Origin of the sequence: Pseudovibrio ascidiaceicola (assembly GCF_900114245.1) — a bacterium.
GTDB classification, from domain to species: Bacteria; Pseudomonadota; Alphaproteobacteria; order Rhizobiales; family Stappiaceae; genus Pseudovibrio; species Pseudovibrio ascidiaceicola.
The window spans coordinates 524659-541573 of sequence record NZ_FOSK01000001.1; the positions used below are offsets into that span (position 1 = coordinate 524659).

Annotated in this window: 16 protein-coding genes; 8 read left to right on the forward strand and 8 right to left on the reverse strand. The window is 52.0% G+C overall.

Annotated elements, in window-relative coordinates:
- Positions 1-171 precede the first annotated feature (171 nt).
- Genes BM231_RS02520 through BM231_RS02540 form a run of 5 tightly spaced genes read left to right on the forward strand, consistent with a single transcriptional unit; the run spans position 172 to position 7872 of the window.
- Positions 172-2037 carry an extracellular solute-binding protein gene (locus BM231_RS02520; protein WP_208860006.1) on the forward strand — a complete coding sequence of 622 codons (1866 nt, stop codon included), beginning with the start codon at positions 172-174 and terminating at the stop codon, positions 2035-2037.
- Entirely contained in the window at positions 2037-3908 is a 1872-nt protein-coding gene (locus BM231_RS02525) for an ABC transporter substrate-binding protein (RefSeq protein WP_093516478.1), read from the forward strand. Before BM231_RS02520 ends, BM231_RS02525 begins: the two co-directional genes overlap by 1 nt.
- A gap of 14 nt (positions 3909-3922) precedes the next feature.
- Positions 3923-5032 (forward strand): microcin C ABC transporter permease YejB, encoded by a 1110-nt coding sequence (locus BM231_RS02530; RefSeq protein WP_093516480.1) that lies wholly within the window; start codon positions 3923-3925, stop codon positions 5030-5032.
- A gap of 6 nt (positions 5033-5038) precedes the next feature.
- Positions 5039-6223, forward strand: coding sequence for an ABC transporter permease (locus BM231_RS02535; protein ID WP_093516482.1), 1185 nt, complete (start codon positions 5039-5041; stop codon positions 6221-6223).
- A gap of 17 nt (positions 6224-6240) precedes the next feature.
- Entirely contained in the window at positions 6241-7872 is a 1632-nt protein-coding gene (locus BM231_RS02540; RefSeq protein ID WP_093516484.1) for an ABC transporter ATP-binding protein, read from the forward strand.
- Positions 7873-7965: 93 nt separating this feature from the next.
- Here BM231_RS02540 and BM231_RS02545 read toward each other — a convergent pair whose 3' ends face one another.
- The 7 genes from BM231_RS02545 to BM231_RS02575 all read right to left on the reverse strand — a co-directional run bounded on the left by BM231_RS02545 (position 7966) and on the right by BM231_RS02575 (position 14116).
- Positions 7966-8298, reverse strand: coding sequence for a hypothetical protein (locus tag BM231_RS02545; RefSeq protein WP_093516486.1), 333 nt, complete (start codon positions 8296-8298; stop codon positions 7966-7968).
- Between the two features lie 143 nt (positions 8299-8441).
- Positions 8442-8828, reverse strand: a complete 387-nt coding sequence (locus BM231_RS02550) for a methyltransferase family protein (RefSeq protein ID WP_208860007.1) — start codon at positions 8826-8828, stop codon at positions 8442-8444.
- Between the two features lie 117 nt (positions 8829-8945).
- The gene (locus BM231_RS02555) at positions 8946-9557 is read right to left on the reverse strand and encodes a LysE family translocator (protein ID WP_093516490.1); all 612 of its coding nucleotides are present in this window, start codon (positions 9555-9557) and stop codon (positions 8946-8948) included.
- A gap of 145 nt (positions 9558-9702) precedes the next feature.
- Positions 9703-11256 carry a signal recognition particle-docking protein FtsY gene (gene ftsY / locus BM231_RS02560; protein WP_093516492.1) on the reverse strand — a complete coding sequence of 518 codons (1554 nt, stop codon included), beginning with the start codon at positions 11254-11256 and terminating at the stop codon, positions 9703-9705.
- A gap of 30 nt (positions 11257-11286) precedes the next feature.
- Positions 11287-12555 carry a tRNA (N(6)-L-threonylcarbamoyladenosine(37)-C(2))-methylthiotransferase MtaB gene (gene mtaB / locus BM231_RS02565; protein ID WP_093516494.1) on the reverse strand — a complete coding sequence of 423 codons (1269 nt, stop codon included), beginning with the start codon at positions 12553-12555 and terminating at the stop codon, positions 11287-11289.
- The gene (dapF, locus tag BM231_RS02570) at positions 12552-13475 is read right to left on the reverse strand and encodes a diaminopimelate epimerase (RefSeq protein ID WP_244527133.1); all 924 of its coding nucleotides are present in this window, start codon (positions 13473-13475) and stop codon (positions 12552-12554) included. The genes mtaB and dapF overlap by 4 nt, the downstream gene beginning before the upstream one ends.
- 134 nt (positions 13476-13609) lie before the next feature.
- A complete protein-coding gene (locus tag BM231_RS02575; RefSeq protein ID WP_244310581.1) occupies positions 13610-14116 on the reverse strand; it encodes a L,D-transpeptidase family protein in 507 nt (168 codons plus the stop codon).
- Between the two features lie 265 nt (positions 14117-14381).
- Between BM231_RS02575 and BM231_RS02580 the strand changes: the two genes are divergently transcribed.
- Positions 14382-15065: a response regulator transcription factor gene (locus BM231_RS02580; RefSeq protein WP_063309120.1), complete on the forward strand. Its 684-nt coding sequence runs from the start codon at positions 14382-14384 to the stop codon at positions 15063-15065.
- A gap of 25 nt (positions 15066-15090) precedes the next feature.
- The gene (locus tag BM231_RS02585) at positions 15091-15597 is read left to right on the forward strand and encodes a cyclic nucleotide-binding domain-containing protein (protein WP_093516496.1); all 507 of its coding nucleotides are present in this window, start codon (positions 15091-15093) and stop codon (positions 15595-15597) included.
- Between the two features lie 12 nt (positions 15598-15609).
- Here the strand turns inward: BM231_RS02585 and BM231_RS02590 are convergent, their stop codons facing one another.
- Positions 15610-16080, reverse strand: a complete 471-nt coding sequence (locus BM231_RS02590) for an Lrp/AsnC family transcriptional regulator (RefSeq protein WP_084403543.1) — start codon at positions 16078-16080, stop codon at positions 15610-15612.
- A gap of 91 nt (positions 16081-16171) precedes the next feature.
- Here BM231_RS02590 and BM231_RS02595 point away from each other — a divergent pair, with 91 nt between their 5' ends.
- Positions 16172-16795 carry a LysE family translocator gene (locus BM231_RS02595; protein WP_057463043.1) on the forward strand — a complete coding sequence of 208 codons (624 nt, stop codon included), beginning with the start codon at positions 16172-16174 and terminating at the stop codon, positions 16793-16795.
- Positions 16796-16915 lie beyond the last annotated feature (120 nt).

Below are 16915 nucleotides of genomic sequence, written 5' to 3' on the forward strand. Positions count from 1 at the left end.
TCGTTTCTTCCAGTTAAATTTTTGTCATCTTGGCAAAAGACGTTGTAGCGGAAGTGTTTTCAGCCGTAATCTTAGTTTAAGTTTGGCTGAAAGCTGCAAGAAAAGTTCAATTTTCAGCGCGTGGTGTTTTTTCTACGCTAGAACTACTGATTGTATTTATGGAGGAATGCTGTGCGTACCAGACTATATAGCTCACTGACAGGTTTGGCGTTCGCCATTGCAAGCCTTACATCCTCTGCAGCAATTGCTGAAACCAGTGAGCCTGAATGGCGGTATGCAGACTCTCTCATCAGCGCTCCTCAGATGCCGGAAGGTTTCGCGCACTTCCCCTATGTAAACCCGGATGCTCCCAAAGGGGGCAGGGTGCGGCTCTCGGCGACTGGCACCTTTGACAGTTTGAACCTTGTGGCTTCAAAAGGCATCCGTGCAGGCGGACTAGGCCTTATCTACGATACTCTGATGACCCCATCCATGAGCGAGTCCTCGACGGAGTATGGTCTGATCGCTGATGCGATGAAGTACCCTGAAGACTTTGCATGGGTGATCTATCGCTTGCGCCCTGATGCACGCTGGCACGATGGCAAGCCAATCACCACAGAAGATGTGGGATGGTCATTCGATCAGTGGACCACGCAAGATCCTTCCCGGAAATACTATTACCGTCATGTGACCGGCTATGACATTTTGAGCCCGACAGAGATCCGCTTCAACTTCGACAAACCGGGTAACAGAGAAGCCCCGCAAATCCTTGGCTCGCTCTACATCATGCCAAAGCATTGGTGGAATGAGAAAGATGCTCAGGGAAATGCGCGTGACATTTCCAGAAGCACCTTGGAAGTGCCTCTCGGCTCTGGTCCGTACCGTATTGGTGACGTCGTACCAGGGCGTTCAATCTCTTTTGAACGCGTTGACGACTACTGGGCGCAAGATCTGAATGTGAATGTCGGCTCCAACAACTTCGATACAATCGCCTACGATTACTACCGCGACGAAACCGTGCAGCTTGAAGCCTTTAAGGCTGACCGTTTTGACTGGCGCACGGAAACCACGGCTAAAAACTGGGCAACGGCCTATGATATTCCTGCTGTAAAAGCCAACCATGTCGTGCTGGAAAAGTTCCCGCAGACGTATCGTGGAAGTGGCTTGATGGTGGGCTTTATTCTCAACACCCGCAAAGAGAAGTTTCAGGATCGCCGCGTGCGCCGGGCATTGAACTATGCCTTGAATTTCCAGGAAATGAACCGCACGATCTTCTTTGACCAATACAGCCGTTTCACCAGCTACTTCGACGGAACAAAACTCGCATCTGCAGGCCTGCCAGAAGGGCGTGAGCTGGAAATTCTGAAATCTTTGAAATCACCAGTGCCTGAAGCGGTCTTTACTGAGCCCTACGAGAACCCGGTATCGGAAGATTCTCGTCAGGAGCGCTCCAATCTGAGAAAGGCAATAGGTCTTCTTAGAGACGCTGGCTACGTGCAAAAGCAAGGCAAGCTCGTCAACAAAGAGACTGGCGAACCATTCACAATCGAATACCTGATGAATGGTGGCCGCTTTGAGCGCGTTGCTCTTCGTTATCAAGCCTCGCTGAAGAAGCTTGGCATTGACCTGCAGCTGCGCGTCGTCGACAGCTCACAATATGTCAACCGCGTCCGCAGCCGCGATTTCGGTATGATCTACACCGGTTGGGCGCAGTCTCTTTCTCCTGGCAACGAGCAGAGAGAGTATTGGGGCTCAAATGCTGCGGACAGCGAAGCATCTCAAAACTATGCGGGTATCAAGAACCCTGCCATCGACGAGCTGATTGATATCATCATCAACTCTGATGATCGTGACGAATTGGTTGCAGCAACTAAGGCTTTGGACCGTATCCTGATGTGGGAGCAATACGTTGTTCCAGGTTGGACATCTCCATTCAGCCGCGTTGCGCGCTGGGATCGTTTCGCACACCCAAAACAGCTTCCTGAATTCTCCATCGGTTTCCCAACCGTCTGGTGGTGGGATGAAGAAAAAGCCAAGAAGATAGAGGAGGCCAATTGATGACGCTAAGCCAAATCAGTAGACGTAGCTTCCTGCACTTCAGCGCGGCCACCGCGGCAGCCTTTCTGGTGCCCGGCGGAGCCCTGCCGGTTCAGGCGGGAACTTTAAGCCACGGCCTCTCTGTCTTTGGTGATCTGAAGTACCCAAAGGATTTCACGGCGTTTGATTACGTTAATCCGGATGCTCCGGTTGGTGGCAAAATCGCCATGACTGCGCCGAGCTGGGGCTACAATCAGAACCCGCAGACCTTCAACACGTTCAACACCTTCATCCTCAAAGGAGACGCCCCACCGCGTATGGAGCTCTGTTTTGATAGCCTGATGGTGCGTGCCTATGACGAACCGGATGCCGTGTATGGTCTGGTGGCCGAAAGCGCTCTGGTCTCGGAAGACGGCAACTTCGTAACCTTCAAAATCCGACCAGAAGCCCGGTTCCATGACGGATCAACTCTCAATGCAGAAGATGTTGCTTTCAGTCTGAACCTTCTGAAGGAAAAAGGGCACCCGATTATCAGCCAGTCCATCAAGGAAATGGTTTCTGTAACTGCACCTGATGAGCACACTGTCACGGTTGCTTTTTCTGGCTATCACAGCAGGCAACTTCCTTTATTGATAGCAACTCTCCCTATTGTCTCAAAAACATATTACACTCGCTACAACTTCGAAGCGTCAACGCTGACACCGCCGTTGTCCTCGGGACCATACATGGTCGGACGCTATGAGATTGGCCGGTACATTGAGTACAAAAAGGTAGAGAATTACTGGGCGAAAGACCTGCCAGTAACCAAAGGCCATCACAACTTCGAAATCATCCGTCTGGACTTTTTCCGAGATCGTCAGGCAACATTCGAAGCCTTCAAGAAAGGTCGTTTGACGTTCCACGAAGAGTTCTCGTCAAAGACCTGGGCGACGGAATACAACTTCCCTGCATTGACAGAGGGACGTGTTGCCAAGAAGGAATTTGCCATCCGCCTCCCATCAGGGGCGCAAGGTTGGTTCCTCAACACGCGTAAAGAGAAGTTCTCCAATCCCAAGGTCCGTGAAGCGCTTGGCTACGCCTTCGACTTTGAATGGTCGAATGCAGCGCTGTTTTATGATCTTTACACCAGAACCCAGTCATTCTTCGAAAACTCAGAGATGAAGGCTGTTGGCTTGCCAAGCGATGCCGAACTGGCCTTGCTGGAGCCTTACAAGAAAGACCTGCCTGAAGGGGTCTTTGGTGAGGCGATCACGCAACCTGTCTCCAATGGCTCAGGTCAGGATCGCAAACTCCTCAGAGAAGCCTCGCTTCTGCTCAAGGAGGCCGGTTACTACAGGCGCGGTGAGCAACTGATCGGGCCTGATGGAAAGCAGCTGGAAATGGAGTTTCTTTCCAACTCGCCTGCCTTTGAACGAATTGTGTTGCCATACGTCAAGAATCTCAGACTGTTAGGCATTGAAGCAAGCTTCCGCGTCGTTGATCCGGCACAGTTCCAGAAGCGTGTAGATGATTTTACCTATGACATTGTCGGGCACCGTTTTTCTCTGACACCAACACTTGGGCCGAGCATCCGCAACTTCTGGACATCGGCCTCTGCTGAAACCTTCGGATCTTACAATCTCTCCGGCATCAAGGTGCCTGCTGTCGACGATTTGGTGGATAAGGCGCTGAATGCATCCTCGCGTGAGGAAATGATAACCGCTGCCAGAGCATTGGATAGAGTTCTGCGTGCAGGCTATTACTGGGTGCCGCAGTGGTTCAAAGCCTTCCACACAGTAGCTGTCTGGGACATGTTCGGCATTCCGAATGATATGCCGGCATATGCCTTCCCCGTAGAAGCGACGTGGTGGGTGGATTCAGAAAAAGCCGCTCGCATCGGCAAGGAAAGTTAGGGACAAAGAAGCCCATGGGCGCCTATATTCTGCGTAGATTGCTTTTGATGATCCCGACCCTTATCGGCATCATGGCAATCAACTTTGTCATTATTCAGTTCGCACCAGGCGGACCAATTGAGCAAGTTATCGCTCAATTGCAAGGGGATAGTGTATCCGCAACCAGCCGCATTTCGGGTGGTGGAAGTGATTTTGGAAGTTCTGCTGCAGCCAATCAGGGCGGCGGAGACAGTGCAGGATCGAAGTATCGAGGGGCACAAGGCCTTGATCCGGAATTTATCAAGGAACTCGAGGTCCAGTTTGGCTTCGACAAGCCCCCTCTGGAGCGTTTCGGGCGTTTGATCTTGGACTACGCGACCTTCAATTTCGGTGACAGCTACTTCCGAGACATTGCTGTTGTTGATCTGATCATCGAAAAGCTACCGGTGTCTATCTCGCTGGGCTTATGGATGACGCTCATCTCCTATGGCATCTCAATCCCCCTTGGCATTCGCAAAGCAGTAAAAGACGGCACCTCGTTTGATGTCTGGACATCCAGCATCATCATTGTGGGCTATGCAATCCCGGGCTTCCTGTTTGCAATCATGCTGATTGTTCTCTTTGCCGGCGGTTCTTTCTGGGACTTCTTCCCGCTCCGAGGCCTCACCTCAGAGGGCTGGAGCGACATGTCATGGCCACAACGGATCCTCGACTACTTCTGGCATCTGGTTTTGCCGCTGACTGCAATGGCACTGTCCGCCTTTGCAACAACAACGCTTTTGACGAAGAACTCCTTCCTCGATGAAATCCGAAAGCAGTACGTTCAGACTGCCCGCGCCAAGGGCCTGACAGAGCGTCAGGTACTTTACGGCCACGTCTTCCGCAATGCTATGCTTATTGTAGTTGCTGGCTTCCCCGGTGCGTTCATCTCGGCGTTCTTTGCTGGCTCTCTCCTCATCGAGACCATCTTCTCACTGGACGGCCTTGGCCTGCTGGGCTTCGAGTCCGCGCTCAACCGCGATTATGCAGTTATGTTCGCCACGCTCTATATCTTCTCGTTGATGGGTTTGATTGTGAATCTGGTTTCGGACCTCACCTACACCTGGATTGATCCCCGGATCGATTTTGAAAGCCGGGAGGTGTAACGAACAATGGACACACAACTCGAAAAACGCCTTCGGGATCAGGGCTACGAAACAATCAATCCGCTGCCAGAGCAGACACAACCGCCTGAAAAGCAGCAAAAGCTGTCACCGCTCAACCAACGCCGCCTGCAGAATTTCAAAGCCAACAAGCGTGGATACTGGTCCCTCTGGATATTCCTCGTCCTGTTTGTGCTCGCTCTGGGCGCAGAGTTCATCACCAATGACCGCCCAATTCTGGTTTCCTATAAGGGCGAGCTGCTCATGCCGGTCTTTACAGATTACCCGGAGGAAAAGTTCGGCGGCTTCCTTGCAACAACGGACTATCGTGATCCATTCATTCAGGAAGAGATCGACGCCAACGGCTGGATCCTCTGGCCTCCGATCCGCTATTCCTACCAGACGGTCAACAATGAAATCCCTGTCCCAGCACCTGCTCCGCCAAGCTGGATGATGGACAAGGAACTGCGCTGTGAGCGTTATGCAGAGGGTGTGAACGATCCAAACTGTACAATAGGCAACTGGAACTGGCTCGGCACGGACGATCAGGGCCGCGATGTTCTTGCCCGTCTTGTCTACGGATTCCGCATCTCCGTGCTCTTCGGTCTGGCTCTCACATTGGCGTCGTCCGTCATCGGCATTGGCGCCGGTGCAGTGCAGGGCTTCTATGGTGGTTGGGTTGACCTTGGCTTCCAGCGCTTCATTGAAATCTGGACGGCAATGCCGACGCTCTATCTCATCTTGATCATCTCGTCGGTGCTAACGCCGGGGTTCTGGATCCTGTTCTCAATCTTGCTCGCCTTCTCCTGGGTGGCCTTGGTCGGCGTAGTCCGGGCGGAGTTCCTGAGAGGCAGGAACTTCGAATACATCTCCGCAGCGCGAGCGCTTGGTGTTTCCAACGGTACGATTATGCGCCGCCATCTGCTGCCAAACGCAATGGTCGCAACACTGACCTTCATGCCGTTCATTCTGAATGGCTCCATCTCCACGCTGACAGCGTTGGATTTCCTCGGCTTCGGTCTGCCTCCAGGCTCCGCCTCGCTGGGTGAGCTGCTCAAGCAAGGCAAGAACAACCTTCAGGCGCCGTGGCTTGGTATGACCGGCTTCTTCGTCCTGTCGATCATGCTCAGCCTGCTGATCTTCATTGGTGAAGCGGTCCGCGACGCCTTTGATCCACGCAAAACCATGAACTGAAGAAGGGAGGATCGCACATGACTGATAATCAAACGCTCCTCTCTGTTGAGGACCTTTCCATCGCCTTTCGACAAGGTGAAAAGGAAAATCTCGCCGTCGACCAAATCTCCTTCGAGATCAAAGAAGGTGAGACTGTCGCACTTGTGGGCGAAAGCGGCTCAGGCAAATCTGTTTCAGCTCTATCCGTGCTCAAGCTGCTGCCCTATCCGGCTGCCAGCCATCCAACTGGCAAGATCGTCTATCAGGGTGAAGACCTGATAGCAGCGACTGAAAGCGAAATGCGCCGTGTGCGTGGCAACAAGATCTCCATGATCTTTCAGGAGCCTATGAGCTCACTGAACCCACTACACACCATCGAACAGCAGATTGCGGAGATCCTGAAGATCCACCGCGGTCTTGGTGAAACCAATGCCAGAAAGCGCGTGCTGGAACTCTTGGACCAGGTCGGTATTCCGAATCCGGAAGAACGCCTGAAATCTTATCCGCACCAGCTCTCTGGTGGTCAGCGCCAACGTGTCATGATCGCCATGGCATTGGCAAATGAGCCAGACCTGCTGATCGCAGATGAGCCAACAACGGCACTAGACGTCACGGTTCAGGCGCAAATCCTACAATTGTTGAAAGACCTGCAAAAGAGCACAGGCATGGCCATGCTCTTTATCACCCATGACCTCGGCATTGTGCGCCGGATCTCTGATCGGGTTTGTGTGATGACACAGGGCAAAATTGTGGAGCAGGGCGATACCGAAGACATTTTCGAAAGCCCTCAACACGAGTACACACAGCATCTGCTGGCAGCCGAACCTAAAGGGCATCCGCCTGCAGGTGACAGCAGCCAGCCAATTGTCGTGGAAGCCAAAGACCTCAAGGTCTGGTTCCCTGTCAAGCGCGGCTTTCTGCGTAAAACGGTTAGTCACATCAAGGCGGTCGATGGCATCGACGTTACCGTTCGTGCTGGGCAGACACTCGGCATTGTGGGCGAAAGTGGATCAGGCAAAACCACGCTGGGTCTCGCTATCCTGCGTATGATTTCCTCAAACGGTCAGATCAGCTTCAATGGCTCTGATATTCAGGAACACTCCTGGAAGCAGATGCGTCCGCTGCGCCGGGATATGCAGATCGTGTTTCAGGATCCATTTGGCTCCCTGTCACCGCGTATGTCAGTCTCTGAGATTGTTGGTGAAGGCCTCAAGATCCATATGCCAAACCTCACGGCGAAGGAGCGGGAAGCCAAAGTGGCAGCTGCTCTGGAAGAGGTGGGGCTGGATGCTGCCACAAGGTTCCGTTATCCGCACGAGTTCTCTGGCGGGCAGCGTCAACGTATCTCGATTGCGCGGGCAATGGTGCTGGAGCCAAAGTTCGTGATGCTGGATGAGCCAACTTCGGCGCTGGATATGAGCGTTCAGGCACAGGTCGTCGACTTGCTCCGTGATCTGCAAAAGGCTCATGGATTGGCGTATTTGTTCATCTCGCACGACCTCAAGGTCGTCCGTGCACTTGCTAATGATGTAGTGGTTATGCAGCATGGCAAGGTGATGGAGGCGGGGACCTCAGACGAAGTCTTCGACGACCCTCAGACTGAGTATACCAAGGCTCTGATGGCTGCTGCGTTCCGCATGGAAGCCATCGAGGGCGTCATCAACTCGTGATGTGCTGCTGCCTCTGCTCAGTGACCAATAAACAATTAATCCATGGCCGATTACTCGGCCATGGGCAAAGCAAGCTTGTTGTCTCAGCGAAAATTAGGATCCGACAACAACAATATTGCCAACTTTTAGCGAGACCTTGCCACTCGCTTCCATCAGCTGAATTGGCGTACGCTTAACGACTTCGGCCATTGCCTTCGCGTATCCGCCATCACCTTTCAGTGAAGCAGGCTTGAAATTCTTCAGTTTGGAATCTTTGCTCACTTCATCAAGAAACTTCTCTTCAGCGCGTTTCTTTTTTTGCTTTAGCTCTTTGAGGAAGGCGTCTTCGGTTTTTTCATCCACCTTAGCTTTTTTGAAAGCAGCCTTAATCTTAGAGGTCTCTTTGTAGACTTGATCGACATCATCGAACTTCATAAGCACGGCCATCAGGATCTCCCTCTTGTTGTTTTCTTGGATCAACGGCCAGTATCACGCTAGGGACACTACTTGCGCATTCTTACCATAGGGTAACAAAAGGAAGTGGAGGTTGAAGCATTTGAGGCAAAGCGCTTGCTCACTGAGCGGAGGACTTACATCCACCGCCGGACACGTGCTTTGTAGGTAAGGTATTCTTGACCAAAGTTCTCTTCCAGAAGCTCTTCTTCAGGCTTGATCTGGAACAGGGTGATGTAGGCGGCAAAACCCAGAGCAACCGGAATGGCGAGCAGGTTCCCTTGAAAGACAGCCCACCCAAGCAGAATGAACTGCAAGCCTAAATACATCGGATTGCGCGTCTTGGAGTAAATTCCGTCAGAAACAATCGCACTCGCATTTTCAGGATGGGACGGACTCGTCGTTGTCCGTGCTCTGCGAAACTCAGAAAGCCCGGTCGCTCCAAAATAGCCACCAGCTCCGATGCCAATCACAAGAAAGGCTGTCTCTGCACCATGCAGATTGATATCTCCGGGAAGCAACATTGCAACCATCCATATGATAACTGCAAAGCTAAAGAAAACGGCCACAGGCGGGAACCTGAGTTTTAAATTATCCATTGTGGTCCAGTAGTTTGTTGTTCCAAAAATGCAGGAAGCCTATCAGTTCTCAGAGAGCGCCAGCTTAACACCAAGCGCGCCAAACGTAGCTGCAAAACCCCGTTTGAGCCAAGCCATAACTTTTGGGCGGTTGATCACATAATCGCGTGCCAGCGACGCCATTGCGCCATATCCAATGAAAACAACAAATGTAAGTGCCATAAAAACAAAGGCATGGAACAGCAGAGCCGACGTTGCATTCTCACTGCCGGGAGAAACGAACTGAGGGAGGAAAGCGAGGAAAAATAGAGATAGCTTAGGGTTCAACACATTGAGCAGAATGCCGTCAAGTGCAGTGCGATATAGAGTTCTCTCACGCTTCTCACCGTTCACTTCCAACACGCCTCCGCTGCGCAGGATGCTCCATGACATGTAAATCAGATAGACGACACCAAGATACTTCAGAATCTGAAAGGCAAGAGCACTACTGTGAAAGATCGCCGCCACACCAACAATGCTTGCCAAAGCCGCAGGCACAATTCCAAGCGTGCAACCAAATGCAGCAGCAACACTTGGCTTAAGCCCTTTCCCAAGCCCAATAGCAATTGTGTAAAGCACACCAGTGCCAGGCAGCAGGACAACAATGAAGGATGTCAGAAGATACTCAAGTGTCATGGAGAAGCTCACAAATCGATGGCAGGGCAATAGAAGCCTTAGTCTATCTGATCACTCAGGCGTGTCCAATGAACTTGAAGAAAACTAGCTAAAAGTAGGTGGGAGTGGAAAGGCGAAAGACGCCTTCCCAAATAGCATGACTGAATTAGTCCAGCTCGTGGTCTTTGCCGGCAATAGCTGCTGCAAAGTCCTTGGCGGAAAATGGTTCAAGGTCGTCGACACCTTCACCAACGCCAATGAAGTGAACTGGCAGACCATACTTACGAGCAATCGCCACCAGAATTCCGCCGCGGGCTGTACCGTCCAGCTTGGTCATCACAAGACCAGTCACACCAGCAACCTTGCCGAAGATCTCCACCTGAGACAGAGCATTCTGGCCAGTGGTCGCATCAAGGGTCAGCAAAGTGGTATGCGGTGCATCAGGAACACGCTTGCGGATCACTCGAATGATCTTCTCAAGCTCATCCATCAGTTCAGCTTTGTTCTGCAAGCGGCCAGCAGTATCAATCAGCAGCACATCTGTGCCGTTGCTGAGAGCGGCATCAACGGCATCGTATGCAAGGCCAGCAGCATCAGCGCCGGTATCGCGCGCCACAACTTCAGCGCCAGTACGTTCACCCCAAACTTTCAGCTGCTCAACAGCTGCTGCGCGGAAGGTATCGCCCGCTGCAAGCATAACCTTCTTGCCCTGCTCATGAAGTAGAGAAGAAAGCTTACCGATTGTGGTGGTTTTGCCTGTACCATTCACACCAACCATCAGTACGATGTGTGGTTTATGACCGCTATCAAGGTCCAGCGGTTTGGCGACAGGTTCAAGGACGCTTTCAATTTCCTCGGCAAGGATACTGCGGACTTCCTCACCTGAAATTTCCTTATCATAGCGACCGTCAGAAACACGATCAGTAATCGCAATCGCCGTATCAATACCAAGGTCTGCTTGAATCAGGATATCTTCCAGCTCTTCAAGAGTATCTGCATCCAGCTTGCGCTTAGTGAAGATTGAGCTGATGCCCTCAGATAGGGCATTGGAAGAGCGGGAGAGCCCAGCTTTAAGACGCTGGAACCAGCTCTTCTTTACTGGAACATCTTCTCCAGTTTCCTCAGTTCCCGGAGTGTCTCCAGCTTCTTCAGCCTCTCGGCCCTCTTCGACCGCTCCAGTTTCCTCGTCTGCTCCTTGTCCTCCGCTTTCCCGAACACTTTCAGAGCTTCCTGCTTCTTCAGATCCTTGCGCTGTTCCTGATGCTTTAGAGATCTCATCTGTGAGAACGGGTTGTCCATCGGCAGTATCCTCAGCAACGGGCGCAGCATCATCGCTGACCTTAGGGGAAAGTATATCTTGCTCAGGCTCAACGTCTGCTGAATTTTCCTCATGCAGATCGTCATTATCCAGGTAAGCAGTCTCTTCGAGGGCTTTGGTTTCGGCCTCATCCAAATCATGAGGCTTATCAGAAGCTTTCTCTTCAGGCGAAGACTCCGACTCAGATACGAGCTCTGGATTTTCCAGATCGAGAGTTTCATCTGCGACTGCTTCAGCTGTTTCTTCAAGGCCTTTAACAGGGTCAAGCGGAACGGACTGAACGCTTTCTAAAGACTCACGCAGCTCTGCACTATCAGGAGCTTTCTCCTCCTGCAGGCTCTGTGTTTCTTCTGAGGAACCGCCAAACAGGCGACTGAAAAAACCGCGCTTCTTTTCGCTCATGCTGGAAAGATACCTTTGAAATGTAAAAGCTTAAGCTGCTTTGCCAAGTGGCTCTGCAATTAGATGTCTTTCGGTATGCCCTGTAATGCGTGCGGAGACAAGGCTTCCGGCAATATCCGCATCCAGTTCAACCTGAGTAAATTGCTCGGTGCGACCAAGTCCCTCACGCTCAATCAGGATCTCGCGCTTTTTGCCCACTTCAGCCCGAAGGTGAGCAAGCAAAGCTTCCTGCCCTTTTTCGCGAAGGCGCGCAGCGCGCTCTTTAATAATCTTGCGATCAAGCTGTGGCATACGGGCCGCTGGAGTGCCAGGGCGTGGAGAGAATGGGAACACATGCAGATGTGTCAGCCCACACTCATCAACGATGCGCAGAGTGTTCTCAAACATCTCATCAGTCTCGGTCGGGAAACCGGCAATAATGTCAGCGCCGAAAACAACATCCGGGCGCATCTTGCGTACGTCTTCGCAGAACTGGATCGTATCTTCACGAGAATGACGACGCTTCATGCGCTTGAGGATCATGTTGTCGCCGGCTTGCAAGGAAAGGTGCAGATGCGACATCAGACGATGATCATGCGCAATCACTTCCATCAACTCATCATCAGCTTCAATGCTGTCGATGGAGGACAGACGCAGGCGCTTGAGATCAGGCACCATCTTCAAAATCTTGGAACAGAGCGTGCCAAGCTTCGGCGTTCCCGGCAAATCAGCACCGTAGGAGGTAATATCAACGCCAGTCAGAACAATCTCGCCATAGCCGTTGTCGACAAGGCGTTTAATCTGGTCAATCACCACGCCCATCGGCACAGAACGTGAGTTACCGCGGCCATAAGGGATGATGCAGAAGGTGCAGCGATGGTCACACCCGTTTTGGACCTGCACGAACGCACGGGAGCGTCCCTCCAGTCCATCGATCAGGTGACCAGCGGTCTCGCGCACGCTCATAATGTCGTTGACGCGCACCTTCTCGGTTTCTTCAATGCCAAACTGAGCGACACGGCCATAAGAGGCGCGCTCCAGCTTTTCGGAGTTACCAAGAACCAGATCCACTTCACCCATCTCGGCGAAGGTTTCAGATTCCGTCTGGGCCGCACAACCGGTCACAATAATACGTGCATCCGGATTTTCGCGACGGGTTTTGCGAATGGTCTGTCGTGCTTGGCGGACAGCTTCGTTGGTCACGGCACATGTGTTGATAAGCACGGCATCCTTAAGGCCCGCGGCCTCAGCTTCGCGCTTCATCACTTCCGACTCATAAGCGTTCAGTCGGCAGCCAAATGTCACAACATCAATGCTCACTGCGTAGGCTCCATTGCCGCGTCCCCCGAAGCGGTCTTTGTGTAGGTGAGGGTGTCGAGATTGAGCTCGCCCTCGAATTCAATTGCGGTTTCACCGGTCATCATGATGTGGTCGTTGTCCTCACGCCACTCAATCCCCAGCGGTCCTCCCGGCAGATGGACGGTGCACTTGCGTGCGGTCCGGCCTGTCCGTGCTGCTGCAACACCTGTTGCGCAGGCTGCGGTGCCACAGGCTCGCGTCAAGCCAACACCACGTTCCCAGACCTTCAGGCGGATTTCGTTTTCGCCAATGACCTGAGCAAGAGAGATATTCGCCTTTTCAGGGAACATCGGATGACACTCAAGCAAAGGTCCAAATCGCTCAAGGTCGTGGGCTTCAATATCATCCACCCAGAAAATCGCATGCGGATTACCAACATTCACAACGCTTGGCGAGTGCAAAACCGGAGCATCAATCGGCCCGATCTGTAGCTCAATTGCGCGCGTATCGGCAAACTCTTCGGCCAGTGGAATCTGATCCCACTCAAGGCGAGGTGTACCCATATCAACGCTCACCAGCGTTTCAGTGTCAGATGCGTGTGCAATCAGCAAACCAGCGTTGGTCTGAATAGGAACGCTTGGAGTGCCTGCCTCACCCATTAGCAGACGGCCAATGCAACGTGTTGCGTTACCGCAAGCATCTACTTCGCTACCATCGCGATTATGAATGCGCATAAAGGCATAAGCATCGGAACTTGCAGGCTCGACCGTTATCATCTGATCAAAACCAATACCCTTTTCGCGGTCTCCGATAGCCGAGATTTGCTCCGGAGTTAAGACAACCTTCTTTGCGCGGCCATCAAACACCACGAAGTCATTGCCTAAACCGTTCATTTTCAAAAAGGGAACCAGCGTATCCGCCATGAGCTTGCTTCCATTCATGCGTAATCCGTCAAGAAGGCACTATATGGAGTAAATTACTTTAGATTACTAGGGAAAATGCAGGCAAAAGCCTCACCTGAGACGATTGTGAGGCCAGCTTTAAAGCCTCCCTAATCGAATTCTCTGGTTTTGCACTAATCCGCACAGACTTCCATTATATCCCCAGGTGCCATTTCCTTCAGAATTTCACGCATCACTTCGGGGTAAACCGCAACACATCCCTCTGTTGGTAGAAAGCCTTCTCGCGCCACATGGAAGAAGATCGCGCTGCCTTCTCCTTTAACCGCCGGATACATGTTGCAATCCAGCACAACGACGATGTCATAGAGCCGGTCATCCCGCCACATTTTCTCATGGCTGGGCTCAAACGGCAGATCTACTGGCCGGTTATAGAGAGCATCCTGCGGAGAATCACACCATCCATCGCTCTGGGACAGTGGTGAAACTGGCAAATACGTGACTGGACAGGAGCTGCGATCCGAGCGGTAATACACATTCAGCAGTTCAAATTGCCCAATCGGTGTCGCACCGTCGCCTTCGTGCTTTGTGTGCGTCAAACCGGACCGCCCAAGTGCACACGCAAATGTTACTGCACCCAGTGTTAGCGTTCCTGAGTGAGGCTCATCACCTGTATGCCGCACAAATAGGGTCTTTTGGGTCTTTTTAAGTAGCTTTGCGGGGGGAGTGGGTACTGCGAGAGGAAGCATCTATGAACCTGTTGTCCTGCGGAAAACACCGGGAGAAACACTCCCAAATAAAGCGGGGGTCACTTACGCGTGAAGTAGATTTTACGAAAAACTTTGAGATTTACCACGTTTTTGCTCGCCTTTTTTTCGGCAACCCTTCATGTATTTATGTGAGATAAGTTTTAGGGCTAGCACCAAAGATTGGTGATTGGGTGAGAATATGACTGCACGTAAAATTCTGCTTGTAGATGACGATAACGATCTGCGCGAAGCGCTCGTTGAGCAGCTGTCGCTTTATGATGAATTTGAAACCACTCAAGCTGACAGTGCTGCGGCTGGCATCAAAAAAGCAAAAGAAGATCACTTCGACCTGGTTCTGATGGACGTTGGTCTGCCGGACATTGATGGCCGTGAAGCTGTGAAGCTGCTGCGTAAAGCAGGTTTCGGTGCTCCAGTCATCATGCTCACCGGTCACGATACAGACAGTGACACGATCCTCGGTTTGGAAGCTGGCGCAAATGACTACGTCACCAAGCCGTTCAAGTTTGCTGTTCTGCTTGCTCGTATTCGTGCGCATCTGCGTCAGCATGAGCAGAGCGAAGATGCTGTGTTCACCATTGGCCGTTATTCCTTCCAGCCTGCTGCAAAGTCCATGCAGGACGACAATGGCGGGAAGGTTCGTCTGACCGAAAAAGAAACTTCTATCCTGAAGTTCCTCTACCGTGCAGGTGAAAAGCCAGTGACACGCGATGTGCTGCTGCATGAGGTTTGGGGCTATAACTCCGGCGTCACCACACACACGCTGGAAACCCATATTTACCGTCTGCGTCAGAAAATTGAGCGTGATCCGTCCAATGCGGAGCTGCTCGTGACAGAAGCTGGTGGATATAAGCTTGTGCCTTGAGGCATAAGCAGCTAATCCAAGAACTATGAGTCTAGCCCGCGACATCGAAATCTTAAGACGTGTTCCTCTCCTCTCGCAATTTTCAGAGGACCAGTTACGCCTGCTCGCATTCAGTGCGGAAACCATGCAGGTGTCTAAAGGTGGAACAATTTTTAATGAGGGTGAGCGGGCAGATGGTGGCATCGTGCTGACAATCGGCAAGGTGCAGCTGGAAACCGGCATGGGACGCGACGCGCGTCCCAGAGGCACCTACGGCCCCGGTACTCTGTTCGGCGAAAACGCGCTGATGGCTGAGGGCAAACGTCCGGCCCGCGCTGTCGCACTTGAAAATTGCGAATTGATCCGTGTCCGCCGCGCACTCTTCTCCCGCATGCTGCAGGAATTTCCGGAAACCGCGCAAAAGCTTTACGTCGATAAGGCAAACCAGTTTACAACAGCCGCTGCCGCCTTGGCACGCGTTGGTCGCAAGTTGGACGAAGTGGACGCTCTCAACGAACGCCATAAAAAAGAAGTTGCTGCTAAGCGTAATTAAGTTAGTGGCTCTTTAAAGCGGCTTTTGCACGCGGCTCTCTTTAAAATCATAGATAATCGAGCTCTCAATCTTGGTGATGTAGGCCCGCTTTGTGAACTTTTCAAAGGCGAGGCTTTTCAGGTGCTCGATATCGCGGACACGCAGATGGGCGACGATATCGTATGCCCCACTGATGAGCGTGACGGATTTTACTTCTGGTAGCCCAACGACCTCCTGCATGAATTCCTCAACCAGAAGCGCCTCGTGTCTGTCCAGCTGAATGAAGAACATTGCCTCAAAGCCCACTCCATAGGCTTTAGGGTCCACAACCGCATGGCTACTCTGTAAAATACCACAGTCTTTCAAGCGCTTAATACGCTCATGGCAAGCCGATGGGCTTAGGTTAACCTCTGCCGCCACCTGCTTGTTGGGCAGCAGTGCATTATTCTGCAAAATTTCCAATATAGCGAAGTCTGTTCGGTCGAGGTTGTGAGATGAGGTCATTCTTCGGAATCAATTCGATATTCGGAGGGTGTGCGCCGCAGTATATTCGGAGAAAATTTGGAATAAAACCTCTCATAAGAAAATACTCTCAATGGCAGCAAATACCCTTCTCTTTTTGATCACCATCCTAAGTCTGATTATCGTGCCCGGTCCGGATATGCTGTACGTCACCAGCAGGGCACTTGCGAGCGGAAAACCCGCTGCCCTCAAAGCATCTCTCGGCATTTCAGCTGGTTATCTCGTGTTCACCGTTTTGGTTGCTGCGGGTTTTCAGTCCCTCTTTCTGGCAGAACCGAGACTGTTTCAGGCAATCCGCTGGGTGGGACTGGCCTATCTTATGTACTTGGCTTATCGCCTCTTCTTCGCAAGCGGCATGTGGACTTCAGAAGACGAACAACAAGCACCTGCAGACACCAATGATCTGAAGTTCGGCTTCCTCACCAGTTTGCTGAACCCAAAGGGAATGCTCTTCTATTTCTCCCTGCTGCCGCAGTTCTACGTGCCGGAAGTAATGCCTTTCTGGCTCTATGCGCTGGTTTTCGGCATGGTGGCGAGCTTGCTTTGTCTGATTGTCTACTACGGCGTTGGCAGCCTCGTCTCTGGTCCCGCACGCGTGTGGCTTGCAAACAGCAATAACGGCAAACGTGTCTCCATGCTGGCCAGCCTTTGCGTCTTTGCGGTCGGCATCTCTATGGTTGTTGCTGATATAGCGTAAACGTATCCGCACGATCTTTTGAATAGTGCATTGCCAATTAATCCGTCTGCTTGTGATATGACTGCGTGCCGCCCTCATGCAGTCATAGTTTGCCTCTTTGACTGAGTTATCCAACGTCTC